Below are 24372 nucleotides of genomic sequence, written 5' to 3' on the forward strand. Positions count from 1 at the left end.
AAATATTTGTTTAAAGGAAGATTTTACAGCTATAAAAAGCCAATTTGCGCCTAAAAAATGTTACTTTTTCAGTCCTCTCGAACCGTCCCTTTTGTTCACTTTTTGGCTTGGAGGGCGGTAGCTTTAGCTCTAAGGGCAAGGTCAATGGATTTACCCAGCGTAGTCAGGGCTTTTTCCGGGTTATGAAAGCCCATGGAATTTTCGCTGCTGACATAATCCCAGTACCACTGGGCCTCCCGGTGAAGCTTCCGCGCTTTTTCAATTAAAGCTTTATCTGACCCCGGAGAATATACTGCTTCATTTATAGCTCTAATAGCTTCTTCATTGGCTTTCCCCGCCCGATTTAGTAAATCATAGGTTCGGTCCTGGATGTAAAAGACCCGCTCTTTAAGCTTAGCCTCCTCTTCCCGGTGGCATTTGCGGCAGGATTGTTCTAAAGTTCTTAACGGAGAAGTCCACCAGTGGCTGGTATATTTTTTGCCACCCTCATAAACGTACGGCATATGACAATCAACGCAGGTAAGCCCCACTGCACTGTGCACGCTCCCCGAAAACATTTCAAACTCCGGGTGGCGGGATTTAAGCATTTTAGTGCCGCTTAAAGGATGGATCCACTCATAGAAATTTCTTTTTTCATAATGCCGGAACATATCTTCCGGATCTACTCCCCCATCCCAGGGAAAGATTACCCGGTTTGTTTCCCTGTCAATATAATAAGTTACGTGGCACTGGGCGCAGATGTAATTTCGTAGTTCTTTTTCCGTAAATTTCTCCGGATCCCGGCCAATTCGTTTTAACGCATCTTTTAACGCCGGCCGGGTAATGCGCAACTTCATGGTCTTAGCGTCATGACAGTCATAACAGCCAATCGGTATCGTGAAAAGATTTTGTTTTTCTCTAAATCTGGCTTTATAAAAGTTATCTACTCCCCATTTGTCCATATAAACCGGTACCTGGGAAGATTTACAGGTCATACAGGCTAAAGCTGTTTTTTCGGAAATCCTTTTGGTTTCCTTAACATCTTCCAGGGCATAAACATGACCCCGGTCTTCAGTATATTCTTTACTGAAGGCAAAGCCCGCCCATAAGGTTTTCATATAAGGAAATTCCTTGAGGTGGTCTCTTTTTACCGAGCCTCCGTACTTACTGGGAGCCAAAGCCATTTCTTTATTTTTTAAGTAATATTTATATTCAACCGGAAATTTTTCTCCGTACATTTGGGGGTCAATTTCATCTTTTTTAAAACCGGTTGTCAAAGTTTTATAGGGAACACCGTTTTTGGCAGTAAAGTAAGCTACAAATGTTCCCGCAAGCAAAATTAGAGCAACTATAATAATTCCAAAAGTTATTTTGCGAGTCAAAATTATCCCCTCCTAACAGTTCTCAGTGAAATACCTGGCGATGACAAAAGGTACACCGCTGGGCAACTCCCAACAGCTTTTCCGTAGCCCCTTGATGGCAGCGAAGACAGTTTTCCTCCACAATTTTTTGCGAACGAGCAGAGATTTTAATTACATCAGGATAAGTACGGTAAGAAAAAGAAAGAAAATCTCTAATTCCCGAATAAGTTTTTTCAATACCGTACCGGGGAAACCCCGCCGGTAAATGGCATCCCCCACAGCTTACCTTTCCGCTGTGAGGCTTTTTTAAATATCCCTGATACTCTTTTTCCATTACGTGACAGCTAGAACAGAATTTAGGGCTATCTAAATAAGCATGAACAGTCCCCAGACCTAATAAGAAAAAAACAGTATAAATTGTCACTAAGAAAATACTAAGATAAAATAATCCTCGCATACTATCTCCTACCTTTTTGCTTTAAATATAGTTTAAAAAGCATTAAAATATATAAAAAACCAAGGAGGTAAAAACATGTTAAAATTTCCCCCTTTTGCCACGACCGCTATGGGGATTATGCCCCATACCAATATCGATGAAGCAATATCTCTTGCTTTAACCCTAGATATACCTTTCTTCCCCGAGCTACCTAAACTAAGCTTTTATGAGGACATGTATGCCCAGGCATCGCAAAACTTCCCCGGAATTCTTATCGATCAAGAAAAAGAAAAAATAATCCTTGATACTGACGTTTTTGGGACAGAACTTCTTGATTTTTTAGAAAAAGCCGAAAGCAGTCCTGAATTGTTTGACCTTACCCACCCCTACTCCTTAACCTATGAAAAATTTTTAGCCCAAGACCTCTCGGGCTATCCTGCTATCCGGGGGCAGTTAATTGGCCCCATTAGCTATGGTCTGAAAATTACCGATAAAAACTTAACTCCCATTTTATATAACGATGAAATTAAAGAATTTCTTTTTTATTTTTTAGCCAAAAAGGCCAATATTATGTATCAAAAGCTACAACAAAAAAATAACCAGGCTTTTATCTGGTTTGATGAACCTGGCCTGGAATTTATCTTTAATTCTTTTTCGGGCTATCCCAATCATAAAGCCCACAGCGAATACCTTTCTTTTTTATCCCAGATAGAAGGTCCCAAAGGTGTGCACCTCTGCGGCAATCCCGACTGGTCTTTTCTCCTCACCATGCCTTTGGAAATTCTTTCCTTGGATGTTTTCACTAACGGGCCAATCTTTAAGCTCTATACAAACGAAATTGCCACCTTTTTAGAACGCGGTGCGGTTATTGTATGGGGAATTGTACCAACCTGGGAAGGAGTAGCTGAAAACGAAACCAGTAACTCCCTGTTTCTTTTAATGAAAGAACTCATTGAAGATTTAATATCCCGGGGAATTAACCGGGAAATGCTTCTATTTCAATCAGCCCTCTCCCCGGCCCGCTGCTCATTGGTTAATAAAGACGAAACTTTAGTCACCCGGGCTTTTCAAATCACCAACCGGGTAAAAGACCTCTTGCGAAATTACTTTTTATGATAAAATACTGTTTAAGGGAGGGAGAGCGAGATGGCTTACATACTTTTTGACTTAGACGGCACCTTGCTACCGTTAAATCTTGACTATTTTTTAAAACTTTATCTACAGGAAGTAAAAAACTATGTACGGAGGAAGTTTGACCCGGATCTCACCATCAAAGCAATCTTAGCAGCCACCGAGGAAATGGTCCAAAACACTGGAGCTAGAACAAACAGTGAAGTTTTCTGGGAGGCTTTTGACCGGGTTTATCCCGGGACTGCCGAACTTCGCTATGTTTTTGAAAAGTTTTATCACACCTCTTTTAAAAACATTGGAAAATATTTTAAGCCCCATCCCCTGGCTAGACCTATGATTCGCTACCTCTATAAAAAAGGCCACACCTTGGTGCTTGCTACCAACGCTTTATTTCCTAAAAGCGCAATAGTTGAACGACTTTCCTGGGCCAATTTATCTCCCAAATATTTCTGTTTTATTACCCATTACGACAACATGCATTACTGTAAACCAAATCCAAATTACTATAAAGAAATACTAGAAAAAATTAACGCCAGGCCTTCGGAATGTTTAATGATAGGCAATGACCCCGCAGAGGACCTGGTAGCCAGGGACTTAGGCCTAAAGACTTTTTTACTTAAAGATTTTGAAGTAAAAAGGGAAAATCCCCGGACTCCTGACTTTTCCGGGGATTTTAGCGAGCTGTACCGGTTTATAAGAGAAAATTATTAAATCACGCTGGCTGAAGCAAACCCTAGTAAAACTGTGGTCAGCGGTCAGGAAAGTATATATTTTGGGTCTTTTTGTACCCTTAATACTTCCTGCCGCTTTTCTTCAAGGCCTTCCCGCCCTAAAAGGGCATAAGTAGCTTTTTTACCCTCTTCCACCCCGGGCTGGTCAAAAGCGTTAATATCAAGATACTCCCCCATAAAAGCAATCTTCGCTTCCAGGAAATAGAGGAACTCTCCCACCGTATAGGGATTTACTTCCGGAAAGATAATGGTATAATTAGGCCTCCTGGCTTTTAGCAGGGCAAATTCGGTAGCTTTTTTTTCCGCTATAATAAGTTCATTTAAAGTATGCCCGCCTAAAAACTTTAATTCGGCATACTGCGGAAAGTCCGGAGGAATCACCACCGTATTCCGGTAATTCTCCACTTCCAAGAAAAGCAAAAGCTTGTCAAAAGGTCCCTCGGTATAAAGCTGCACCTGGGAATGCTGATCGGTGACCCCTAAAGCTTTAACCGGAGTTTGTCCTACATAAACCTCTTCTCCCCGGCAGTTTAACTTTTTACCGATACTTTCCCCCAGTAATTGAGCATACCAATCGGCCATATATTTTAAACTATCCGCATACGGCATCATCACCGCCATATTTTTTCCCCGTTCTAAAAGCAAAACGTGAATAGCCGCCGCCAATGCCGCCGGATTTTCCCACAAGTTTTCCCGTTCACATTTTTCCGCCATCTCCCGGGCCCCGGCTAGAAGTTCACGGATCTTAATCCCGGTAACCGCTGCCGGCAAAAGGCCAACCGGAGTTAGTTCCGAAAAACGACCACCTACATTGGAAGGAATAGCAAAGGTTTTTACCCCAAGTTCCCGGGCCAGCGCCCGGAGATTTCCTTTTTCCGGGTCGGTAGTGAAAATAAGATGGTCAGTAAAGCGCTGTCCTACCTTTTTCTTTAAAAGCTCAGTAACTATTAATAACTGGGATAAAGTTTCGGCGGTAGCTCCGGATTTGGTAATAACATTAAAAACAGTCTTTTCCGGTTCAATTACTTTGAAGAGGGAAGCCATTCTTTCGGGATCAATGTTATCTTCCACATAAAATTTCGGGCCGCCCCTTAACTCGTCCGGTAATTCATTGTACCTTAAATTATTTAAAGCGGTATGTACCGCCAGCGGGCCTAATGCCGAACCACCAATCCCTAGTACAACAAAATAAGAAAACTTTTCCTTTATTTCCTGAGCGGTTTTTTCAATTTCAACTATTTCTTCTTCTGGAAAATAAGGCAGGTGAAAAAAGCCCAATTCCTGTTTTTCTTTTTTTTCCCGCAGATTTAAAAAGGCTTTATTAAATTTTTCCTTAAAACTACTAATATCCTGTTCTTTTAACCCCTCATCCTGAAGAAGAGGGTGAAAAACATTATTTAAATCAATTTTTAACACCATTTTATCCCTCCATAAGTTTAAATGTTTTCCACTGCCTATTTTACCCAAAATTTTTGGTATTTTAAAGAAACTATATGCTAAAATAGTATTAGGAAAAGTGAGGGGTTTAAATGGCCAAAGAGTTATCCATTAAACTTAGAACTTTCTCAGCCCTATCCCATAAAAATTACCGCTTGTTTTTTTTCGGTCAGGCTTTATCGTTAATTGGAACCTGGATGCAGTCAGTAGCCCTATTCTGGCTTACCTTAGAGCTAACCCGTTCCCCGTTTCTTTTAGGAGTTTTATCCGCCGTTCAGTTTGCGCCGATGACTTTTTTGTCTGTCGTTGGTGGGGTAGCCGCCGACCGCTTCCCGAAAAAGCGCATTCTAATTATCACCCAATCCTTTATGATGGCTCTGGCGGGGTTTCTAACCGTTCTGACATCCTTACACTTAATTAGCTACTGGCACCTTTTACTTATCGCTTTTGGTCTGGGAATCGCCAATAGTTTTGATATGCCCACCCGCCAGGCTTTTGTTATTGATTTGGTAGGCCCTGAAGACTTAACCAATGCTATTGCCTTAAATTCTTCCATCTTTAACTTAGCCCGGCTTTTAGGACCGGCCTTAGCCGGTGTGGTCTTAGCTAAGTACGGCTCGGCTACCTGTTTTTTCATCAATACTTTAAGTTTTACCGCCGTACTGGCAGGGCTTTTCCTTATGGACAATTTAAAGGCTCGAAAAAAATCGTCCCCTACTTCCCTCAAGGAAGATTTAACCGAGGGGTTTCGTTATCTAAAGAGTCACCAAAAGCTTTTAAAAACAATACTGGTAGTTGCAGTCCTAAGCATTTTTGCTATGAATTTTAGCGTTTTAATTCCCATTTTAGCCCGGATAGATCTAAAGCTTCCAGCAGAGATGTTTGGCTTTATGATGTCGTCTTTTGGGCTGGGAGCACTGATGGGAGCCCTCTCTATGGCTACCTTCTCGAAAAAGCTTAATTTAAATAAGGTAATTAACACCAGTGCCTTTTTAATGGCTTTCTTGCAACTGGCGATGCCTTTAGCAAAAAAGCCAATACTGGCCATGGTATTGTTATTTTTAACCGGCTTTTTTACTATAGCCTTTAATTCCGGTAGCAATTCTTATCTCCAAAAAAATGTAAACGATACCTACCGTGGTCGGGTAATGAGCATTTATACTACCGTTTTTGCCGGCTTTGCTCCTTTAGGAAGCCTTTTTGCCGGAACTGTTAGCCATTACTTAAACGCTGCCGGGACTTTTGCCGTCGGCGCAATTTTAGCCTTAATTCTAATTTTGATGATTAATTTTACCCTGGGAAGGAAACCATAAATCCGGAGGGATATTATGGTTTCTTATTTTTTTAAGCGCTTACCAAAACATATAGGTATAATTCCCGATGGCAACCGCCGCTGGGCCGAAGCCCAGGGAATGACTAAAGAAAAAGGCTATTTCTTTGGGCTTGACCCCGGAATTCGCCTTTACGAATTATGCTTAGCACTGGGTATTCCCGAACTAACCTTTTATGGTTTCACCGTTGATAACACTAAGAGGCCTAGCTATCAACGGGATGCTTTCCGGAAAGCCTGCGTTGAAGCGGTAAAAAGGTTATCCCAAAGGGATGCGGCCCTTTTAGTCGTGGGAAATACCTCCTCACCCCAGTTCCCCCCGGAACTTTTACCCTATACCCAAAAAAGAACGGTTTTTGGCAAAGGTTCAGTAAAGGTAAATTTTTTAGTAAATTATGGCTGGAAATGGGACCTCGAGCATTTAGCTCAAGGTTTTTCCGCGCTACCTTCCGCTGACATCTCTCGGGTGGATTTAATTATTCGCTGGGGCGGGCGGCGTAGGCTTTCGGGCTTTTTACCAATCCAATCGATTTATGCTGATTTTTACGTAATTGATGATTACTGGCCGGATTTTAAAGATGAACACCTCTACCAGGCCCTTTCCTGGTATCAGGAACAGGATATTACCTTAGGTGGTTAATTTATTATTGACATATGTTCATTATTGTGTTATAGTAATAATGAAATTATGTTCAAAAAGGAGGTGCGGCATGCCGCGGCCACCAAAATGCCGCCAGGTAGGATATTTATCACCGGTTAAATATTTTAAGCCTGCAGGTATTCCAAAAAGTGAACTTTTAGAAATAACCCTGACTCAGGAAGAAATGGAAGCGGTGAGGTTAAAAGATCTTTTAGGCTTAGAGCAAATTGAGGCCTCCGAAAAAATGGGAGTTTCCAGGCCTACTTTTCACCGGATCTTAAAAACCGCTCGGGAAAAAATTGCCCGGGCTTTGATCCTCGGGTATGTTTTAAAAATTGAAGGAGGAAGCTTTACTTATAAAAATCCAGGGGAGGAGAAAAACATGAAAATTGCTGTGGCGTCAGTTACCGGTCAGGATGTCAGCGCTCATTTTGGTAGCGCTCCTAAGTTTATTATTTTTACCGTTGAAGAGGGAAAAATTGTGAGCAGCGAAGTTTTAGAAAATACTTTTCACGGTTCCCATCACCACCACCATGACCATCACCATCACGAACACGGTCACGGTCACGGCGGAAGCCATGCTCGGATTATTAAAGCTTTCGACGGTGTTAGCGTGGTAATTTCCGGCGGTATGGGCTGGCGGATGCAGGAAGACTTAAAAGCCCACGGGATAACTCCAGTATTAACTCCTGAAAAAGATGCCCAAAAAGCCGTGGAAAAGTACTTAGAAGGCAGTCTTGACACTTTTGAGGGAAGCTGTTAAGAAGTTTTTCAAGAGGGACGGGAACTTTTAGGTTATAAAACAAGATTGAAGAATTATTCTAAATTGTTATTTCCCATTTTCTACTATTTTATATATAATAATGTTAGAGTCGCCGAAAAGAAGGGGTATTTATGTCCGAACTGATCTTTTTGACTTTCCCGTCCATTCACCACCTGTTGCAATTGGAAGATGTTTTAAAGAAAAATTCTTTAAAATTCCAAATAATACCTTTACCTCGAGAAATCCGCTCCGACTGCGGCACCTGTCTCTTAATTGAAAAAGAAGCAACAAAGGCTGTACTGGCTTTGGCCAAAAATCAGGGGATTCCAGTAGAAGGAGTTTATCCAGTTACTGACGAAAAAAAGAAGAGATTTTACCAAAAGCTTTTATCTTTAATGTAAGTAAAGGGGCTTCTCCTTTTCCCGGAAAAGCCCCTTTTATCTTTTATTGATGGCAACTGCTACAGAATTTCGTACGGTCATGACAGGTGACACATTGCTCCGAGCCATACTGCCCTACCGCTAGACCGTGGCGGGAAATCCAATCTTCCGTATGGCCAATTTTGCTGTGACAGCTGTTGCAGGTAGTTTTATTGGTATGACAGGTATTGCATTTTGCCGGATTTTTAGCGTATTCACTGCTATGAATTGCAAAAAATCCAGAATCATGGGGTTTGACATTATTATGGCAGGTACTACATTCAGTTTTGCTGTGACAGGTATAGCAAGTACTGCTTCCTTTGGCTAAAGCAGTAGCCCCGTGAGTTGTAGTCTTAAAGCTATTGCTATGGGGCATCGGTACTTTATGGCAACTATCGCAGGTTGCTTTAGTATGACAGGAGCCGTAACAGCTACTTGTCCCTTTAGCTAACGCTGTTTTGCCATGGGTCGAAAGCCAAGAAGCAGGGTGAGGCATATCTACCTTGTGACAACTGCTGCATTCGGTTTTGGTATGGCAGGAATAGCAGTTTACGTTTTTATTTTGCAGGGTAAACTTACCGTGATCCTTAGTCCATGAAGTCGGATGTGGCATTTCCACCTTGTGGCAGCTAATACAAGTTTGCGCCTTACCACCTTCCACCGGTTTTTCATGACAAGTATTGCATACTTTTACATCAGAAACCTTGTGGTTTTTGGCCCAACCCTCGGGGTGGGGCATTTGCACACCATTATGGCAGGAGTTACAGTATTTTTCTTGGCCCAAATCCCCAGTATGACAGGTAGTACAAGAAGCTAAATCTTTTTTCGCCTCAGTTCCATGAGCAGCAATCCACCTGGCGTCATGGTTCTGGGGTTTCATTGTAGCTTTGTCCTGGTGACAACTCTCACATTTTGTCGGGCCATTTTTCTCTTTGTGGCAATCTAGGCAATCCTGCATTTTTAAAGTCTTGGGACTGCCGTGCACTAAGTCACCGTGGCAGGTAACGCATTGTAAACCTTTCTTACTTGCATGGAGTTCATGACTAAAAGTGATTCCCACCGGTCCAGAAAGATTTGATAATTTATGGCAGGATTCACACCGGCGATTGGGGACTTCGGCCTTCCCTTTAATTTCTTTTGGATCTGGCCGTTGGATAAGTTCCACCGCTACCTGCCGTAGCCCCCCAACTTTTACTTTCATAAGTCCCACAAACCCCGGGTCCCGGTGGCAGGACATACAATCGGTTTTTGCATGGTTTGACTGTTTCCAGGCAGTTACATACGGCTTCATCGAATGGCAGGTATTACAAAAAGTTGGTTTACTGGTTTCGTGTATAGCAAAAGGAGCTGCTACCGCTACAATTGCCGCCGCAATTATTATCACCCAGAGGAGCCTTTTTTGCACCGTCTCACCCCCTTTCATAACTTTAATTCGACATTACTTTAATTCAATATTACTTTAATTCGACATTTATTGTAATAATTCCTTTAAAACCAGCATATTTTTATGGTATTATTAATTTTTTATTTTCAGCGAAAAGAGGGGTTTTTAACCCCTCTTTTCTTATCTAAAATTTTAGATATTATTATTTAAGATAAGATTTTAATACGTAGCCGGTGTAGGTATTGGTACCTACCTTTACCTGGACTTTATAGTAGTTGCCCGAAGTACTTACATAAGTTACTTTCGTACCAGCTTTAAGGGTAGTGAGCTTAAAAGCTTTGGTAGAAGCAGTCGCATAAAGATAAGTAGTTTTAGTCACCGTATAAGTTTTAACTACTGGAGTAGTAGCAAGCTTTCTGGCACCATAAAGAATTGGATCTCCTTTATAACCAAGAGCTTTCCAATCAAGAATGCCCCGGTTACTGTGACAGCTAGTACAGGATAAAGCCTGGCTTGCCGGCTTCACTTCATGGTATAAGCCCATATAACGTTCCGCATATACCCACTTCACGGGTGTTACTAAATCAACCCCAAACCACATTTTATACCCCTTGGTAAAACCACCCAAAGTATCACCGGTCATAAATACATAACCCGCTAATGCCGGGAAGAATTTACCGGTAACCGGATCGATAGGCATATAAGCATAGTGGTAACGGAAGGGGAAAATTTTAGCTTTAGGATCGTTAATCGAACCAATTGGGGCAAACAAAGTTACGTAATCAGGTTTTGTAGTTCGGTCCGGTACATACTTGTTATTTTTATTAAATACCGCCGGTGCATCGGTCGGTTGAGCATAAGAAGTACCATTCCACCAGAGGTAAACCGGCTTTAAGTTTTGGCCCCGTTCAATCTTAGGTTCATAAAGCGCGGTAACACTATTATATTCCGCCTGCGACCAATCCCGGAAAACATCGGTAGACTGAGTTATCGCATACTCGGTTACGTGACAGGTAGTGCAGTCGATGCTCTTAATATGGTTATTTAAGGTTGCCCCCAGAGGGCCTTTGTGAACCGAGGTGGTATGACAGTTTTCACAACGGACGTTATAGTTTAACTCGTTGGTCCGTAAATCCACACCTCTACCGGCAATTTTATGGTTCTCAGTTTTATGACAGCTAAGGCAGCTTAATCCTTTACCCATGTGGACATCTACTTTAGCCGGATCGGTCATGTGAATTGGCTCCAAGTCTCCCCGCTTGTTGTTAGCGCCACCACCGGCAAAAGCATGGCACTGGAGGCAGTTTTTATTATCCGGAGTTTTCTTTATGGATTTTAATGCTGCAGTGATATCAACGGTTCCAGCAACCGTTGCTTTTTTAAGGTAAACAATATCAATTACCGCAGTATTGGGAATATAATAATATTTTCCATCCTGACCATAAACTACAGTTTTAAGGTTTCTGTTATATACCGCATAGTCAGCATGGCAAAGTAAACAGTCTACATTTTCCTTGTTTTGTTCTTCCGTAAGCTTAGCAGGATTTCCCCCCATACCAATGTGGCACTGAGCACAACCACCTTTTACATTAACGCCATTTTTATTGGTTAAAATTCCCAAAAAGTTAATATCCGGGGTAATGCAGAAATCATTTAACCCCCCAAGTTTACCTACCGGCTTATCGGCTGGCCAGGATTTACCCGAGGCATCAATAAGATTTACCGGTTTACTCTGCCAGGTGTAGTGGTCCGAATGGATAACTTCGTTTACCTGGTCGGAATGGCAGGGTAAACAGGTTTTTGACCCCTCATACTTTTGCAGCCTGGAATGATCATATTTCGGGTGACACGATAAACAATCCTTGCCCTGCGAGTGGTCTGCAGCCAGGGCGGTACCGCTAAACAGGAGTACAAAGCCCGCCAGCAAGATAAAGATTAAGCTTTTCCTCCTCATTACATCACCTCTCCTTTCGGTTTTTTAATATTAATACCGGGAAAGGCAAGGCGATAAATAATCTTTACTTATAGCCCAGCACCTCCCGGGATTAAGCCTTTAGGGTGTTAAGAAACAAAGCTTCAATAAATTTGCTTAATTAACTTGCACCTTTTTTCCTTAATATGCATTTTTCGACTTTTTCATGGATTTCCCTGCTTTTTATGGTATAAATTTTATTTATATGCATAAAATGATTTAAGTCTTTTATCTCTTGACATTTTGCTGTTTTTAGTAGAAATATTTTCAAAAAAATCTATTATCCAATAAAATAAAAAACCCTACCACTACTGCGGTAAGGTTTTTATGGGTATTTGATAACATCTCTTCAAAAGTAGTTTTGGACCAAATTTTAGCAAATTTTAAACCTTTTTATTTTTGGAAAATTTGCAGCAGTATGAGCTTTCCGGCCTCCCAGGAAATTTCAACCGTATCAGCTATAAACTCATTGGAGAGACCCAAGGTAGTACCCCAGGATAAATTGGCCCGAAAAAGCTGGTATTTAGCACCTTTAATGACAAGACCGGTAACTTCTCCGGTGAGGGGAATTACCGAAAATAACTGCCCGGGTTTTCCTTTTAGAATAAGGGGTTTTTTGTTTAAATATCCAATAAAATCAGAGCTGTACCAGGTTACGGGTCGGCTACAGCTCCCGAGAAGCATTAAATTAGCAAAAAAGTGGTCGCTTCGGCCCCCGGACCCCCCTACCACTATAATTTCCTCAGCATTCATATCTTGTGCCATGACCACCGCTGCTTCTAAGTCCGTAAAATCTTTTTCGGTAGGATAACTTTTAAGCCTAACCCCTCTCTTTATGAACTCCTCCTGCCAGTTTTTCGGTAAGGAGTCCATATCCCCCAGCAAAAGATTTGGTAGTAGTCCTTCTGGTAAAAAAAGGGCTCCGCTATCCGCTGCAATAAGAAAATCATCAGAAGTTATATCAGGCAAAAAGCCGGGGGCTTCACCCCCGGCAAAGATCACTACTCGCATTTACACCACCTTCCGCAATCTTTCAAATATTTTAAGAAAGAAAACCGCCCCTAAAGTTAAAAACAGTTCCGGCAGTAGATAGCTTCCGTTATAAATAGCCGAATACACCCAGGGATTTTGGCCTTTTGGAGCGTAACTGGCAAAAAACACCGCTCCGGAAACGAGGTGAGACAAAAACCGGCCCAAAATTGCCAGTACCACTCCCGGATACGGCGACTTATTAGCAAAAAGACCCGCTAAACCCAGGGCTCCAAAGGCTACCGGATAATCTAAAAGAAACTGCAGGGGATGGGCAAAATACGGCTCAATTAAATACTGGACTAATCCGTACAGTACGCCTACCAGTATCCCCGGTAAAAGCCCTTCGGTATAGGCAAAATAAATTACCGGCAGCATGGATAAGAGCGTAACTGAGCCCCCCTGGGGCATCTGCCAGATTTTAATTAAACTTAAAACTACCCCCAGCGCTAAAGCTAACCCTCCGCGGGTCACCATCCGCAAATTTAAACCTTTCATAAAACACCCTCCTTTTCCCCGGCCACCGTACAAAAAAGCCCGCCTCCGGCAAAGCGGAAAACGGGCTTATCTTCAATTTAACCCACTTTCCCTACGCCGGCATTACCCGGGTCAGGTTCTAAGGGTTGGGAGAAGCCTCCCTCTCAGCCGGATTTTCCGGCACCCCCAGTGGCCACCTGTTATTTTTTACTAATTATAACCTTTAAATATCTTGCTGTAAAGACCGATTTTCCAAAAGATACAAAGTTGCACCTAAAACCTGGTCCGACTCTTCCTCTTCTAAAAGTTTGGCTGCCATTTCCAAAAACGCCGCCGGTACCCCCATGCTTATGGTATCCCGAATTTTCTTTGCTAATTTCCTGTATTTGGCCTCTTCTAAATCAACGGGTTCCGGCAGCCTTTCCCGCCATAAACGCTTATTTATTGCTTCTTCAATGGCCCTTAAAAGCTTGCGCTCGCGGTAGGTAATCAGGGTAATAGCTTTTCCTTCTCTACCCGCCCGGCCGGTACGCCCAATCCGGTGAATATAACTTTCCGGGTTCTGGGGGATGTCATAGTTTATGACATGAGAAACTTCAGGTATATCAAGCCCCCGCGCTGCCACATCGGTAGCTACCAAAAGCTCGGTTTTCCCGGCTTTAAAGCTTTTAATAGTTTGGGTGCGCTCCCGCTGACTCATGTCCCCATGTAAGCCTTTAGCGGCATAACCGCGGTAGTTTAACTGCTCCACCACTTCGTCCACCCGTTTTTTGGTCCGGCAAAACACTATGGCCTGGGTCGGAAGTTCGCTATTTAAAATCCGGACAACTCCTTCAACCTTTTCCGCTTCAGGAAGCTCGTAATATATTTGGCGGATAGCCGGCACGGTCTTTTCCTTGCCCACTAGTTTTACCGTTTTATACTCCCCTAAAAACTTTTTAATAATGGTCTTAATGGGTGCCGGCAAAGTTGCTGAAAACAATAATGTCTGCTGGCGGTTGGTTAAACGGTTCAAAATAGCTTCAATATCATCAATAAAGCCCATATCTAACATTTCATCAGCTTCGTCCAAAACTACGGTGTTGATATCCGCTTCCGGAAAAGTTTTTCGACCGATATGGTCTAAAATTCGCCCCGGGGTTCCAACGATCACCTCTACCCCCTGGCGAAGTCCCCGGATTTGCCGCTCTATATCCTGACCGCCATAGACCGCAAGCGCTCTTACTTTAAGGTATTTCCCGAGTTTTGCCACTTCATCGGCAACCTGCAACGCTAACTCCCGGGTAGGGGTAACGATTAACGCCTGGGCTTTTTTCCTCCGGGCTAATTTTTGCAGAACCGGAAGTAAATAGGCCGCCGTTTTTCCGGTGCCGGTGGGAGCCTGGCCAACTAAATTATGCCCTTCTAAAATCAGCGGGATAGCCTCTTTTTGAATCGGGGTGGGCTGCTCATACCCCAGTTCGTCTACCGCTTTTAAAAGGGGCGGAATTAAACCAAGTTTTTTAAATTCTTCCATTTAAAACTCTCCTTATTTTTTTATTTTTAATTTGGGCAAATTTTCTTAGGTTATGCTTTAAGAGGAGTTAAGCCTGTAATATTATTGTAGGTTCAGCTCCAATAGACCATAAGAATATTAATGCGGGCTGAAGCCAGCCCTCCAAAATCAATAGCCCCCTGACCACTGACAACCGACCGCATACTACATAAAAAGCCTTTCTGCTTTTGCGGCAGAAAGGCTTTCCATTTCTTGCCTTTGTTATTATAAACCATCTTTACTCTTTGAGCAAGGGTTATTTTTGTTTGTGAGAAGTATCACAGAAAAATTTGTACTATTATTTTATAATCGCGGGTAAAAGGGGGTATTAGCTTTGCAGCGAAAGTTTATTCAGTATTACTACCTGGTCTTTTTTGCTGTAGCTGGATTTTTCTTTTATAAGGCAGTAGTTCTTTTCCCCACCCAGGGAGCTTCAGCCTTAAAGTACCGCTTTCCTTCCATTGAAGGATTTCTGCCAATCTCCGCACTAGTAGCTCTAAAAAGCTATATATTTACCGGAATTTTTGACCCGGTACATCCGGCGGGCCTTACAATCTTAATTTTAATTATACTGGGAGCTTTTCTCTTTAAGCGGGGATTTTGCAGCCATATTTGTCCCATCGGCACAGTCTCAGAACTTTTATACAATTTACGCAAAAAAGTAATTCCCGGGGATTTAATAATCCCTGCCTGGCTTGGTTATGTCCTTGCCAGCATTAAATATCTTCTTGCTTTGTTCTTTATTAAAGTAATTCTAATTGACATGCCTTATGATGCTGCCTGGCAGTTTGTTCAATCACCGTACAATGCTGTTGTCGATATAAAAATGCTGAAATTCTTTTTAAACCCGTCAGCCTTAACCGTAAAAGTACTCTTCGTTTTAATTGTTTTGTCCCTTATATTTTCCCATTTCTGGTGCCGGTTCCTCTGCCCTTATGGCGCATTTATGAATATTTTTGCCTTTTTTTCGCCAATTACTATAAAAAGAAATAACCAAAGTTGTATTTCCTGTAAAAAATGTGATAAAATATGTCCCAGCAATCTTAAGATTTCTACTCGAAAAGCTGTAACTTCTCCTGAATGTACATTGTGTCAGAGTTGCCTTAAAGCCTGCCCGGTAAAAAATACCCTGTTAATTGGCAGTAAATTGGCAAATATCACTTTAACTCCTATCCAGTATTCTTTACTGCTTCTGGGCTTTTTTATAGGTGGCATGATTATCGCCGAGCTTACCGGACACTGGCACTCCCGGGTATTGCCCGAGCTCTGGCAGGCTTACTTCCCGCTGGTCGATAAACTTTCCCACTAAGGGGGAAGGATGGATGGGCTTTTCTCTTTTAAATAAGTACTACGACTTATTGTTTCCGGCAAATTTAATTGTAGTAGATCGTTTAGAAAGGCTATTTACCTTAGGAAAAAAGCTTTTGGACGCTGGTTGCGGTACCGGAAATTACGCCCTTTCCCTGGCTGAAAAAGGTTTTGAGATTACGGGGATAGACATAAATCCTGAATTTATTAAGCTTGCAAAGAAAAAGGCCCAGGGTAAAGAAAATCTAAAATTTATTACCCTTGACCTTACTTCTTTTCATTTAGAGGAATCTTTTTCCGGTATTTACTGTATCGGAAATACATTACCAATTTTAGGACTTGAGGGAATTAAAAAAGCCCTTGCCAATTTTTTCAACCATTTAATCCCTGGCGGCCTATTAATTGGTCAAATCGTAAACTTTACTTTATTTTTAAATACCGGTACTTATCCTTTTCCCGAAAAAAAACTCCCGGAGTTTGATTTAATATTCCGCCGAAGATACGAGCTTACAGGATCCCAAGTACGCTTTTTTATTGAACTAATCTTTCCGCAAAAAGGGGAAATTTACACCGACCAAATGTTTTTATATCCTGTTACAGTGGACGAATTAAAAACCCTTTTGGAGGTTGCTGGTTTTAGAAAAATAAACTTTTACCGGGATTTTACCTTAGCCCCTTATGACCTCGAAGGCCGGGATCTGGTGTTTTGGGCACAGAAATAACTTAAAACCCGCCTTTTTTACTTAAGGCGGGTTTTTTAAATTTATATTATTGATTTGGTACGGTACCTTGCTCGAAAGCTTTCTTTTGAGCAAGGTGCATTTCTTTCATCGCTTTAATTTGGTCTTTGATCTGGGTAAGCTGCTCCTGGGTAAGATTTTCGCCGGCAAAATCTTCCTTACTCATCTCTTCATCGGTTTTTAAGATTAAATCCAAGATATCACCATAAACGTTTTCTATTTCGTTGGGCACCCGAACAATCTCCCAGGCCCGGGTTTCCGGATTTTGTCGTAAAACCGCAATCCCCACAATGGCCATTTCGTTAGGCTGGTTTTCTAACTGGATTACCCGCACATGGCCAACAGTAGCAAATTCACCCTTGTGAACCGCTGGAAATACTTTAATAAGGCGCGACTTGGCAATCTTCACCTGTTTTACCGAAGCCTCCATATCCGCTTCGGAAATCATTTCCCGGGACATTTTCGTCATTAACCTATACGCCGGTTGCCAGCGTCCTTTTTCCAAAAGGGCATAAAAGGAAACTGCTGTATCCTCTGGAGTAGCAGTTTTTACTAAAATCCCCGTTTCTTTATCCACAAAAGCCCCGGGTCCGGCACCAATCGCTCCCCCCAAAGTCACTAACAAAAGTAATTGTACTAAAAAAGCAACAACCAAAAAGCGCTGCATCTCTTTCCCTCCCGCTTGTATTATCAAACACTAATGATATATTCTCCCTTTTTCCCTGATTTCCTGCAAATTTTTAAAACCTTTTGGGAATTACCTCACACTCACCACTTTCCACCCACCCCACTCGCGAATAAGGCCAATTTCCACGGTATAAACCATATCCTCCTGAGAAACTCCCCGTTTAAACTCCCGGTAAAAGAAGTCCCGGCAAAATTCAGGAAAAGTGGGCTTAAAGGACAAACCCTTTTTTTCCATTTCGTGGACAAAACTATCCAGCGAAGAAAGTTTATCCTGGGAAATATCGTTTTTAATGGTTCGCGAAAGTAAACCCTGTGCCTGTACCCTATCACCCTGATTTAGCGCCAGCTCAAATCGCGCAAAAACCTCATCCGGCTTTTCCCAGACCCGAAAGCCATACGCTATGATGCCAAAAATAATTATGAAAAAAAAGATTGCTATTCCAAGTTTTTTAGCCAATAAAAATCCCTCCTTAAATTATCTATTCGACCCTAAGGAGGGCGTTTCCTGCTTTTTTATTTTAAAGCCGCCTGGCTTTTTAGTCTACTTCAAAATTAAAGGCTATCCTAAATTGGAGATAGCCTTTAAATACTTTTATTTAACTTTGATAAACTACAACCCGCTGGTTTACGGTATCGGTAATGTAAATCCGGCCCTGGTCGTCAATAAAGAGACCATTTGGCAGAATAAACTGGTTTAAGTCAGCCCCTTTGCCACCAAAGGTAAAAAGGTAATTACCCTGATCGTCAAAGGCACAAACCCGGCTGTTCAAATTATCTACCACATACAGGACCCCCCTACCGTTTACCCCAAGACCTCGGGGGTTAACAAAGGAGAAGGTCTCACCGTTGTTATTGCCGCCGGTTAAGGTATAGGCATAACCTCCTAAGAGGTTAAACACCTGCACCCGGTCGTTACCGGAGTCGGCTACATATATTTTACCGTTAGCCACCCAGACGCAGTTCGGCGCCCGGAACTCCCCGTTAGCCGTGCCCATTTTCCCAAACTCCAGTACTTTCTTGCCGTCTAAAGTAAAGGCCATAACTTTGTTTTTACCCACATCTGCCACATACAGTCGACTGCCAGCGATAAATAAGCCTGCCGGACGGCTGATATCAGTAGGGCTGCCAAAGTAGTACTGGAAAATCCCTTCGCTGTTAAATACCGAAATTTTTCCGTTATACATGTCGGCTACATAAACTTTGCCGTCCCCGTCTACGGCAATGCCATAAGGAAATTTAAACTGCCCCTTATCGGTACCGGGTTTACCAAAGGTAAAGAGGGGATTGCCGTCGTAGTCAAAAACCTGCACCCGCTGGTTTCCGGTATCGGTAACATAAATCCGGTTGCCCGACACTGCTACAGCCATTGGCTTTTTAAAGGGGTTCTGGTCGGTACCGTACAGCGCATACAAAAAGGCCGGCGGCCCAGGTGGTCCAATCTGCGGCATTATTTGGGGCACTGGATTTCGGTTTAAGAAGTAAAAAATAATAAAAAATATTGCCTCAATTATGAAAATCCATTTTAAGGTTTTCTTTAGTTTTTCCTGATCCCAGCGCCAGAAAATTTCTTTTAGCCTTACTGATAAAGTATTGGAACTATTCATTTTCTCCCTCCTCTACTTTTTATTGAGCCGCTCTAATGCTTTTTTGGCGTCTTCAAATTTCGGGTCAAACTCTAAGGCTGACTTGTACTGGTATTTGGCATCCTCTATTTTCCCCATCTTTTCATAGGCAACACCTATTTCATAAATTATCCTCGTAGAACCGGGGGAAAGCTCATAGGCAGCCTTGAGTTCTTTTAACGCTTCCTGATATTTTTCCAACTTATTATAGGCAATTCCCAGATTTAAATGAGCATTGGAACTTTTAGGCTGAAGAGCTACCGCTTGCTTTAAGGTGTTAACCGCTAAATCGTACTTACCGGTATCAATATAAAGAATACCCAGATTTAAATACGCTGGATAATATTTTTTGTCCAAATCAAGGGCCTTCTTATACTGAGCTAAAGCGTTATTATAATCCTTTTTCTGAAAGTAACCCCAGCCCAGATCCACATAATTTTTGGGGTTTTTCGGATCTTTGGCAACTTTTTGCTGGGCAACTTCAATTATTCTGTCCGCAATTGGAGTGGTATCATAGTTTTCCCAGAAAAAGGCTTTGCCGATAATCACCCCTACCACAAAAAGAGCAGAGGCAAAGGCAATAAGAACAAGATAGGCTACTACCGGATGCACCGGTTTGGATGGTTTTACCGTTTTAATCTCCGTCCTCATGGTCAATCCCCCTTTTCTTAATTTTTATGACAACCGGTACAGTATTTTTGGTTGTGACAGCGATAGCAAGTGCTGTCGCGCTTGGTATTGGCCGTTAAGGGTACCGGATGGTTTTGAGCACCATTTCTTAAATACTTTAAATGTGGATTTTTAATTTCTTGTGTACTCTGGCGTTTATTTAACCCCTCTTTAAACTCATTATAAAGCGCTTCAGCGTTTTTATGGCATTGGTAGCACTGCCGAACATTGTGGCAGCCAAAACAGTAGCCCTGAAGTTTTGTACCGGTTGGAAGATACAACGGGTGGTTTTGTACCTGGTAGGTAAAGAAATTAACATGCTGACCTTTGTGGCATTTAATACAATAGGTCTTTTTCTCTCCTAAAATCTGTCCACCAGGTACTTGCAAGGTTTGCCGTTCCCCAGCAATCACCCTTTGGCTTGTCATCAAAGGAGAACGCTGTCCCCAATCATGGCAAGTAAGACAGTCGGGTATATCCTTTTTCGTCCGTTTTAAGCCGTGGGAAAATATCCAATCCACGGTATGGGTTACCGGTCTCTTAGAGTGGCACCCGGAACAAAAGCTGTTTCCTTTTATGTAGGCCCGCACCGGATCTTTTTCGTTATATTCAATTCCTGTATTAGAGTAAGAATGGCACAGGTCGCAGTATTTTAAATCTTTTCTTGCTAATTTTCCATGAGTTGTTAGCCAGTCTGGTACCTTGTGGTCTTTAGGAGGCCTGATTTCCCGGTGGCAAGCTTCACATTTCCGGGTTATATTTCTTTGTTCATGACAGCTCATGCACAAAGTCATTTTGGTTTTAACATTTTCCGGAGCCATCTGGGATTTGGCATAGGTTAAATTCCAACGATTAAAATCCCCGTCAATCGTCTCCTGCCGGTCTAAGATATTTCCGTGGGCAATACCTCTATGACACTCCAAACACTGTACTCCTGCCGATTTATGCTTATCATGGGGAACAATGATATCTCCGGAAGGGGTGATTGGCCGTTTAAGTCCATGACAGCGAGTGCAATTTCTCTGGGGAATGTCTTTTTTTAAGGAAATTGGTAGCAAATACTTCTTGGTAAAATGGAGGTAGGCAAAGTTTAGCATTTCGGCTTTAAATTTAAATAAATTCCCAATTCCCGGCTGAACATGACACTTTAAACAGTTTAGCTCGCTGTGGCTGGAAGCTTTCCAGGTATAGTATTCGGGAAGCATTTCGTGACAGGTTTTACAGGTTAGGGTAAGCGATGTTACTTCAAATAAACTCACAGCTATTACCAGGAGAGTTAACAAAACACCACTTACCACTAACAATATTTTAGTGCGTTTTTCCCCAAGGGTGGGTGCCCGTGCTTTCATTACTTACTGCCTCCTATAAAAAGCTATTCGACAAGAGTTAAAAATTTCCTGCCAAAAAATGTATTAACTATTTTAGTTTATTATAAAATTTATGGCATTTATTGCAATATACAGGATTTTTATTGAAACCTTCTCCTTTTTCAATGTCATGGCAGGCATAACAGGAATCTTCCCCTTTTCTTCCAATTGCTTCAATATGATTGGGAATCCAGTTATTTAAGTGAAACTGAGGTCTTTTTAAATGACAGTCCCGGCAAAAAGGATTTAACCGGGTATACCAGTAAAGTTTTTTGTCAAAGGCAACGCTCCGAATTAATTCTTTTCCCAGGTGGCAAGAAATGCAGTAGTCAACATTTTTTTGGGCAGTCAAACCATGTTTTTCCTCCCAGGCAGGGTCATTATGATCTTTGGGGGCCTTAATTTTTAAATGACAGGTGCGACATTCAGTAGACACACCCCGTTCTCGGTGACAGCTAATGCAGCCGTCCATTAAAAGCTTTCGGTTTATCTCTTTTCGCTCGGCAAGGGCTTTTGCTTGATTCCAGCTTTCGTACTTCCCCCGGGTCAAACCCCTTTCGGCTACCTGAAAATGAACGACCCCAAAATGACAGGTAACGCAGGTCACTCCTTGAGCAAGATGCCGGTCATGAGGTATGATTATATCACCCCCGGGGGTAACCGATTCTAAAGTATGACAGGATAGGCACCGTTTATTATCTAGGGAATAAGTGATTTTAATTGGCTTTTCAAATAGCCCGGTTAGGTGTTGGACAAAATTTGTTCCGCCGTTTAAGCTAACCCAAAAGGGCACAAGTGGACTAGAAGTTACATGGCAACGCCAGCATTCTATTTTATTGTGGGTGGAAACTTCCCAGGTATAATATTCCGGGCGCATCTCATGACAGTAAAAACAAAAGCGGCTATTTAGAGCCGCTTTTGTTCCGGAAAGTAATAGTATAAATAACACTACCTGACCTATTACCGTTAACTGCACCCAGATTAAGATATTCATAAAGGTTTTTTTCTTCATTAACTCCCACCTAAACCTGTGGTAATTTTAAAAACTCATCAAGTTTATTAATTAATTCTGCCCCTCCTGTAGCTTTTGCTAATTGCTTCTTATACTCCTCTGCCAGATCTTTATTTTGAGTTTTGGTCTCTAAAATCGTAAGCCACATTAAGCTTTCCGCTTTTAAATCAGTTTTTTCTTTTGCCACCAATAGGTTTTCCCGAGCAAGGGAATAGTCCTTTAAGAAATAATATGCTATTCCTACGTTTAATTTTACTTCCGGTGATACTTCTAAAATCGGAGCTACTACCTGAAGTTTCTTAGTTTCCGGAGTATATTTGGCGATTTGCTTCTCTTCCCAATCGCGAACTTTAATTACCTTTGTAAAATACGCCTTAGCAGCCTCTAAGTTTCCACTTCGCACTGCCGCAAGCCCACACATCATATTCATGCGCGCTGCCGCATCATAGACTACCGACATAAAAGGAGCATCGGAAATAAATTTATCGGTTAAGCTGGCTGCTTTTTCAATCTGTCCCGTTTGGTAATAAAGATAAGATAGTTCAATTTTTTTGTAAGGATCATACTTACTTTTTGCTACCGCTTTTTCTGCCTGGAGAAGAGCATTATTTAAATCACCAAAAGACTTGTAAATATCCCTTAGCTTTTCATTATAAGAAGCATTAAAGGGATTATAGCGGGCAGCATTTTCCATTACATTTTTTAGCCCTTGTAAATCTTGAGCTTGATAGTAGCTGTATGCAGAATATTCATAATGACTTGCAGTAGTAAGCATTCCCACAAAAATTAAAAGCCCAATCGCTATAACTGAGATTAAGGTAAAATAGGGGATACTGTTAAACTGTACTTTCCTTTTGTTTTTCTCCGGTAGTGGTTTAGAAATAGCAGTGAAGTATAGAGTTCTTATAAAGCCAAGGGCTAAAAACAAAACCAAGGAAAGGGCGGCTAACGATAAATCAAAGTCAATAGCCGCATGACCAGCAATATTTATAATTACCGCTCCCAGGGTAACGACCTCAAAGGAAAGCCAGTAATCGTTGGTTTTTCTCCAAAGATAAATAAAGTATTTGAAAAAACTTCCGATTATGGTAACAATAGTTGCTACTCCTAACACTCCCGTTTCAACAAAGAGCTGCAGGTAGTAACTGTGAACCTGGGTGGAAATATAAAAATAACTTTGAAACGCCCGGTAAGCTTCCCCCCAGCCTCCACCCCCCCAGCCAATAAGAGGGCTTTTAAAAAACATTTTCAGGGCATCCCGGTAAAAATAACCCCGTTCACTAGCGTTACGAAATCGCAGCAATTCGTAAATTTTTCCCCTTAATACTTCATTAGATAAAACCAAAATCAAACCGCCTATTAAAGCCAGCACCACAAATCCAATAAACGTATAAATTAATGGTCTTTTGTATTTTGTAAAGGTTGTAATAACTGCTTTATTTAAAACTAGGAACTGAATAATAACTTCGATCATTACTGCTATAATTAAGCCAACTAGAAACCAGAGCCACGAGTTCCTGGTCTGACCCGTAACATCCACATGATATATAAAGCTTTTTATCACCACAAAAGCTAATGCTAGGTTTAAAAATAAATGAAAGAAAATGGCAAATCTTTTCCCTGGCGGCTGAAAAATAAAGTATAAAACCATTACGGCTAAAAATACCATTAAGCCACCGTTGGACTTGGTCCCAAGAAGTACCGTTAAAATAATATAGTTTCCAATCCCGTAAAAATAACGTAAAGCTTTATTGGAACTTACCCACAGGTAAACACCAATTAAAAAAGCCGCTGCTAAATAACTTGCCAAAGCATTGGGATATTGAAAAGAAGAGTAAATTCGACCACTTAAATACCCATCTCGAATATTAATTACTCCCGTTGCCGTCATAAGGCCTGCAAGGGATACACCAATTGCAGCCAGATAAACCGCATGAAGTAAAACCCTTCGCGCATTCTGGTCAGCTCCCAAGCGGGTAGCCAGCCAGAAAACCAAAAAGTACAAAACGTTTTGGACAAATTCATCGACAGCAAAGCCTATATTGGCCGCATTAATTATTGAAATTAAATAAATTATTGGGAGTGCCAACACGGCGTAATCTAAGGTTAACTGTAAAAACTTTGGTTTTTTCTCCCCAAGCTCTAAAGTATAAACTAGCCAAACTAAAATAACTGCCCAGAGAGTTGCTACTTCCTGTTCATATTCAAAAAATAGCCCCCGGTAAAAAGGCGGTAATAAAAATAAAAGGCTAAATCCTAAAAGTAAAATAAACCACATTGTTTTATAAGGCTTTGCTTCATCTAGATAAGGAATTTTAAATTTAAGTGCTCTCTCACCGTCCAC

The 24372-nt window shown here is 41.6% G+C and carries 23 protein-coding genes and 1 riboswitch; of the genes, 8 read left to right on the forward strand and 15 right to left on the reverse strand.

Annotated features, from left to right (window positions below):
• Nucleotides 1-95: 95 nt before the first annotated feature.
• Nucleotides 96-1361, reverse strand: coding sequence for an ammonia-forming cytochrome c nitrite reductase subunit c552 (locus cpu_RS12805; RefSeq protein WP_077177358.1), 1266 nt, complete (start codon nucleotides 1359-1361; stop codon nucleotides 96-98).
• Nucleotides 1362-1383: 22 nt separating this feature from the next.
• On the reverse strand, nucleotides 1384-1797 hold the full coding sequence (nrfH, locus tag cpu_RS12810) for a cytochrome c nitrite reductase small subunit (RefSeq protein WP_075860373.1): 414 nt from the start codon (nucleotides 1795-1797) through the stop codon (nucleotides 1384-1386).
• A gap of 75 nt (nucleotides 1798-1872) precedes the next feature.
• On the opposite strand from nrfH, the gene cpu_RS12815 reads away from it, so the two are divergent.
• Both cpu_RS12815 and cpu_RS12820 read left to right on the forward strand, forming a co-directional pair.
• A complete protein-coding gene (locus cpu_RS12815) occupies nucleotides 1873-2892 on the forward strand; it encodes a uroporphyrinogen decarboxylase/cobalamine-independent methonine synthase family protein (protein WP_075860374.1) in 1020 nt (339 codons plus the stop codon).
• Between the two features lie 30 nt (nucleotides 2893-2922).
• Nucleotides 2923-3618, forward strand: a complete 696-nt coding sequence (locus cpu_RS12820; RefSeq protein WP_075860375.1) for an HAD family hydrolase — start codon at nucleotides 2923-2925, stop codon at nucleotides 3616-3618.
• 44 nt (nucleotides 3619-3662) lie between these two features.
• On the opposite strand, the gene cpu_RS12825 is transcribed toward cpu_RS12820, so the two are convergent.
• Nucleotides 3663-5057 (reverse strand): glucose-6-phosphate isomerase, encoded by a 1395-nt coding sequence (locus cpu_RS12825; protein ID WP_075860376.1) that lies wholly within the window; start codon nucleotides 5055-5057, stop codon nucleotides 3663-3665.
• Between the two features lie 110 nt (nucleotides 5058-5167).
• On the opposite strand from cpu_RS12825, the gene cpu_RS12830 reads away from it, so the two are divergent.
• From cpu_RS12830 to cpu_RS12845, 4 genes are all read left to right on the forward strand, one after another.
• Nucleotides 5168-6388 carry an MFS transporter gene (locus tag cpu_RS12830; RefSeq protein WP_075860377.1) on the forward strand — a complete coding sequence of 407 codons (1221 nt, stop codon included), beginning with the start codon at nucleotides 5168-5170 and terminating at the stop codon, nucleotides 6386-6388.
• 15 nt (nucleotides 6389-6403) lie between these two features.
• Nucleotides 6404-7045, forward strand: a complete 642-nt coding sequence (locus tag cpu_RS12835) for an undecaprenyl diphosphate synthase family protein (RefSeq protein ID WP_075860378.1) — start codon at nucleotides 6404-6406, stop codon at nucleotides 7043-7045.
• Nucleotides 7046-7115: 70 nt separating this feature from the next.
• Nucleotides 7116-7808 (forward strand): NifB/NifX family molybdenum-iron cluster-binding protein, encoded by a 693-nt coding sequence (locus tag cpu_RS13720; RefSeq protein ID WP_075860379.1) that lies wholly within the window; start codon nucleotides 7116-7118, stop codon nucleotides 7806-7808.
• A gap of 131 nt (nucleotides 7809-7939) precedes the next feature.
• The gene (locus cpu_RS12845) at nucleotides 7940-8209 is read left to right on the forward strand and encodes a putative Se/S carrier protein (protein ID WP_075860380.1); all 270 of its coding nucleotides are present in this window, start codon (nucleotides 7940-7942) and stop codon (nucleotides 8207-8209) included.
• 43 nt (nucleotides 8210-8252) lie between these two features.
• Here the strand turns inward: cpu_RS12845 and cpu_RS12850 are convergent, their stop codons facing one another.
• The 5 genes from cpu_RS12850 to cpu_RS12870 all read right to left on the reverse strand — a co-directional run bounded on the left by cpu_RS12850 (nucleotide 8253) and on the right by cpu_RS12870 (nucleotide 14605).
• Entirely contained in the window at nucleotides 8253-9632 is a 1380-nt protein-coding gene (locus tag cpu_RS12850) for a NapC/NirT family cytochrome c (RefSeq protein ID WP_075860381.1), read from the reverse strand.
• 181 nt (nucleotides 9633-9813) lie between these two features.
• Nucleotides 9814-11565, reverse strand: a complete 1752-nt coding sequence (locus cpu_RS12855) for an SH3 domain-containing protein (protein WP_075860382.1) — start codon at nucleotides 11563-11565, stop codon at nucleotides 9814-9816.
• 411 nt (nucleotides 11566-11976) lie between these two features.
• Nucleotides 11977-12594, reverse strand: coding sequence for a thiamine diphosphokinase (locus tag cpu_RS12860; RefSeq protein ID WP_075860383.1), 618 nt, complete (start codon nucleotides 12592-12594; stop codon nucleotides 11977-11979).
• The gene (gene thiT / locus cpu_RS12865; RefSeq protein WP_075860384.1) at nucleotides 12595-13110 is read right to left on the reverse strand and encodes an energy-coupled thiamine transporter ThiT; all 516 of its coding nucleotides are present in this window, start codon (nucleotides 13108-13110) and stop codon (nucleotides 12595-12597) included. It abuts the gene before it with no gap.
• Nucleotides 13111-13180: 70 nt separating this feature from the next.
• Nucleotides 13181-13287, reverse strand: a riboswitch (TPP riboswitch).
• Between the two features lie 25 nt (nucleotides 13288-13312).
• Nucleotides 13313-14605 (reverse strand): DEAD/DEAH box helicase, encoded by a 1293-nt coding sequence (locus cpu_RS12870; RefSeq protein ID WP_075860385.1) that lies wholly within the window; start codon nucleotides 14603-14605, stop codon nucleotides 13313-13315.
• A gap of 352 nt (nucleotides 14606-14957) precedes the next feature.
• On the opposite strand from cpu_RS12870, the gene cpu_RS12875 reads away from it, so the two are divergent.
• Together cpu_RS12875 and cpu_RS12880 are read left to right on the forward strand one after the other, a co-directional pair.
• Nucleotides 14958-15932 (forward strand): 4Fe-4S binding protein, encoded by a 975-nt coding sequence (locus cpu_RS12875; RefSeq protein WP_075860386.1) that lies wholly within the window; start codon nucleotides 14958-14960, stop codon nucleotides 15930-15932.
• A 13-nt stretch (nucleotides 15933-15945) separates the two neighbouring features.
• Nucleotides 15946-16653, forward strand: a complete 708-nt coding sequence (locus tag cpu_RS12880; protein WP_075860387.1) for a class I SAM-dependent methyltransferase — start codon at nucleotides 15946-15948, stop codon at nucleotides 16651-16653.
• Nucleotides 16654-16699: 46 nt separating this feature from the next.
• Here cpu_RS12880 and cpu_RS12885 read toward each other — a convergent pair whose 3' ends face one another.
• The 7 genes from cpu_RS12885 to cpu_RS12915 form a co-directional block, all read right to left on the reverse strand.
• Entirely contained in the window at nucleotides 16700-17338 is a 639-nt protein-coding gene (locus cpu_RS12885; protein ID WP_075860388.1) for a hypothetical protein, read from the reverse strand.
• A gap of 90 nt (nucleotides 17339-17428) precedes the next feature.
• A complete protein-coding gene (locus tag cpu_RS12890; RefSeq protein ID WP_075860389.1) occupies nucleotides 17429-17815 on the reverse strand; it encodes a hypothetical protein in 387 nt (128 codons plus the stop codon).
• Nucleotides 17816-17954: 139 nt separating this feature from the next.
• On the reverse strand, nucleotides 17955-18962 hold the full coding sequence (locus tag cpu_RS12895) for a 6-bladed beta-propeller (RefSeq protein ID WP_077177359.1): 1008 nt from the start codon (nucleotides 18960-18962) through the stop codon (nucleotides 17955-17957).
• A 12-nt stretch (nucleotides 18963-18974) separates the two neighbouring features.
• Nucleotides 18975-19631 carry a tetratricopeptide repeat protein gene (locus cpu_RS12900; RefSeq protein WP_075860390.1) on the reverse strand — a complete coding sequence of 219 codons (657 nt, stop codon included), beginning with the start codon at nucleotides 19629-19631 and terminating at the stop codon, nucleotides 18975-18977.
• A gap of 17 nt (nucleotides 19632-19648) precedes the next feature.
• Nucleotides 19649-20998 carry a cytochrome c3 family protein gene (locus tag cpu_RS12905; RefSeq protein WP_075860391.1) on the reverse strand — a complete coding sequence of 450 codons (1350 nt, stop codon included), beginning with the start codon at nucleotides 20996-20998 and terminating at the stop codon, nucleotides 19649-19651.
• A gap of 67 nt (nucleotides 20999-21065) precedes the next feature.
• The gene (locus tag cpu_RS12910; RefSeq protein ID WP_075860392.1) at nucleotides 21066-22028 is read right to left on the reverse strand and encodes a cytochrome c3 family protein; all 963 of its coding nucleotides are present in this window, start codon (nucleotides 22026-22028) and stop codon (nucleotides 21066-21068) included.
• Between the two features lie 10 nt (nucleotides 22029-22038).
• Entirely contained in the window at nucleotides 22039-24372 is a 2334-nt protein-coding gene (locus tag cpu_RS12915) for an O-antigen ligase family protein (RefSeq protein WP_075860393.1), read from the reverse strand.

It is taken from the genome of Carboxydothermus pertinax, assembly GCF_001950255.1.
Classification (GTDB): domain Bacteria; phylum Bacillota; class Z-2901; order Carboxydothermales; family Carboxydothermaceae; genus Carboxydothermus; species Carboxydothermus pertinax.

What these genes read in the sequence shown, in the direction of transcription:
- cpu_RS12910 (WP_075860392.1), bottom strand. Translation starts at nt 22,028, where the DNA reads ATGAAGAAAAAAACCTTTATGAATATCTTAATCTGGGTGCAGTTAACG.
- nrfH (WP_075860373.1), bottom strand. Translation starts at nt 1,797, where the DNA reads ATGCGAGGATTATTTTATCTTAGTATTTTCTTAGTGACAATTTATACT.
- thiT (WP_075860384.1), bottom strand. Translation starts at nt 13,110, where the DNA reads ATGAAAGGTTTAAATTTGCGGATGGTGACCCGCGGAGGGTTAGCTTTA.
- cpu_RS12855 (WP_075860382.1), bottom strand. Translation starts at nt 11,565, where the DNA reads ATGAGGAGGAAAAGCTTAATCTTTATCTTGCTGGCGGGCTTTGTACTC.
- cpu_RS12905 (WP_075860391.1), bottom strand. Translation starts at nt 20,998, where the DNA reads ATGAAAGCACGGGCACCCACCCTTGGGGAAAAACGCACTAAAATATTG.
- cpu_RS12830 (WP_075860377.1), top strand. Translation starts at nt 5,168, where the DNA reads ATGGCCAAAGAGTTATCCATTAAACTTAGAACTTTCTCAGCCCTATCC.
- cpu_RS13720 (WP_075860379.1), top strand. Translation starts at nt 7,116, where the DNA reads ATGCCGCGGCCACCAAAATGCCGCCAGGTAGGATATTTATCACCGGTT.
- cpu_RS12895 (WP_077177359.1), bottom strand. Translation starts at nt 18,962, where the DNA reads ATGAATAGTTCCAATACTTTATCAGTAAGGCTAAAAGAAATTTTCTGG.
- cpu_RS12885 (WP_075860388.1), bottom strand. Translation starts at nt 17,338, where the DNA reads ATGCAGCGCTTTTTGGTTGTTGCTTTTTTAGTACAATTACTTTTGTTA.
- cpu_RS12835 (WP_075860378.1), top strand. Translation starts at nt 6,404, where the DNA reads ATGGTTTCTTATTTTTTTAAGCGCTTACCAAAACATATAGGTATAATT.
- cpu_RS12815 (WP_075860374.1), top strand. Translation starts at nt 1,873, where the DNA reads ATGTTAAAATTTCCCCCTTTTGCCACGACCGCTATGGGGATTATGCCC.
- cpu_RS12820 (WP_075860375.1), top strand. Translation starts at nt 2,923, where the DNA reads ATGGCTTACATACTTTTTGACTTAGACGGCACCTTGCTACCGTTAAAT.
- cpu_RS12870 (WP_075860385.1), bottom strand. Translation starts at nt 14,605, where the DNA reads ATGGAAGAATTTAAAAAACTTGGTTTAATTCCGCCCCTTTTAAAAGCG.
- cpu_RS12845 (WP_075860380.1), top strand. Translation starts at nt 7,940, where the DNA reads ATGTCCGAACTGATCTTTTTGACTTTCCCGTCCATTCACCACCTGTTG.
- cpu_RS12900 (WP_075860390.1), bottom strand. Translation starts at nt 19,631, where the DNA reads ATGAGGACGGAGATTAAAACGGTAAAACCATCCAAACCGGTGCATCCG.
- cpu_RS12825 (WP_075860376.1), bottom strand. Translation starts at nt 5,057, where the DNA reads ATGGTGTTAAAAATTGATTTAAATAATGTTTTTCACCCTCTTCTTCAG.
- cpu_RS12860 (WP_075860383.1), bottom strand. Translation starts at nt 12,594, where the DNA reads ATGCGAGTAGTGATCTTTGCCGGGGGTGAAGCCCCCGGCTTTTTGCCT.
- cpu_RS12880 (WP_075860387.1), top strand. Translation starts at nt 15,946, where the DNA reads ATGGGCTTTTCTCTTTTAAATAAGTACTACGACTTATTGTTTCCGGCA.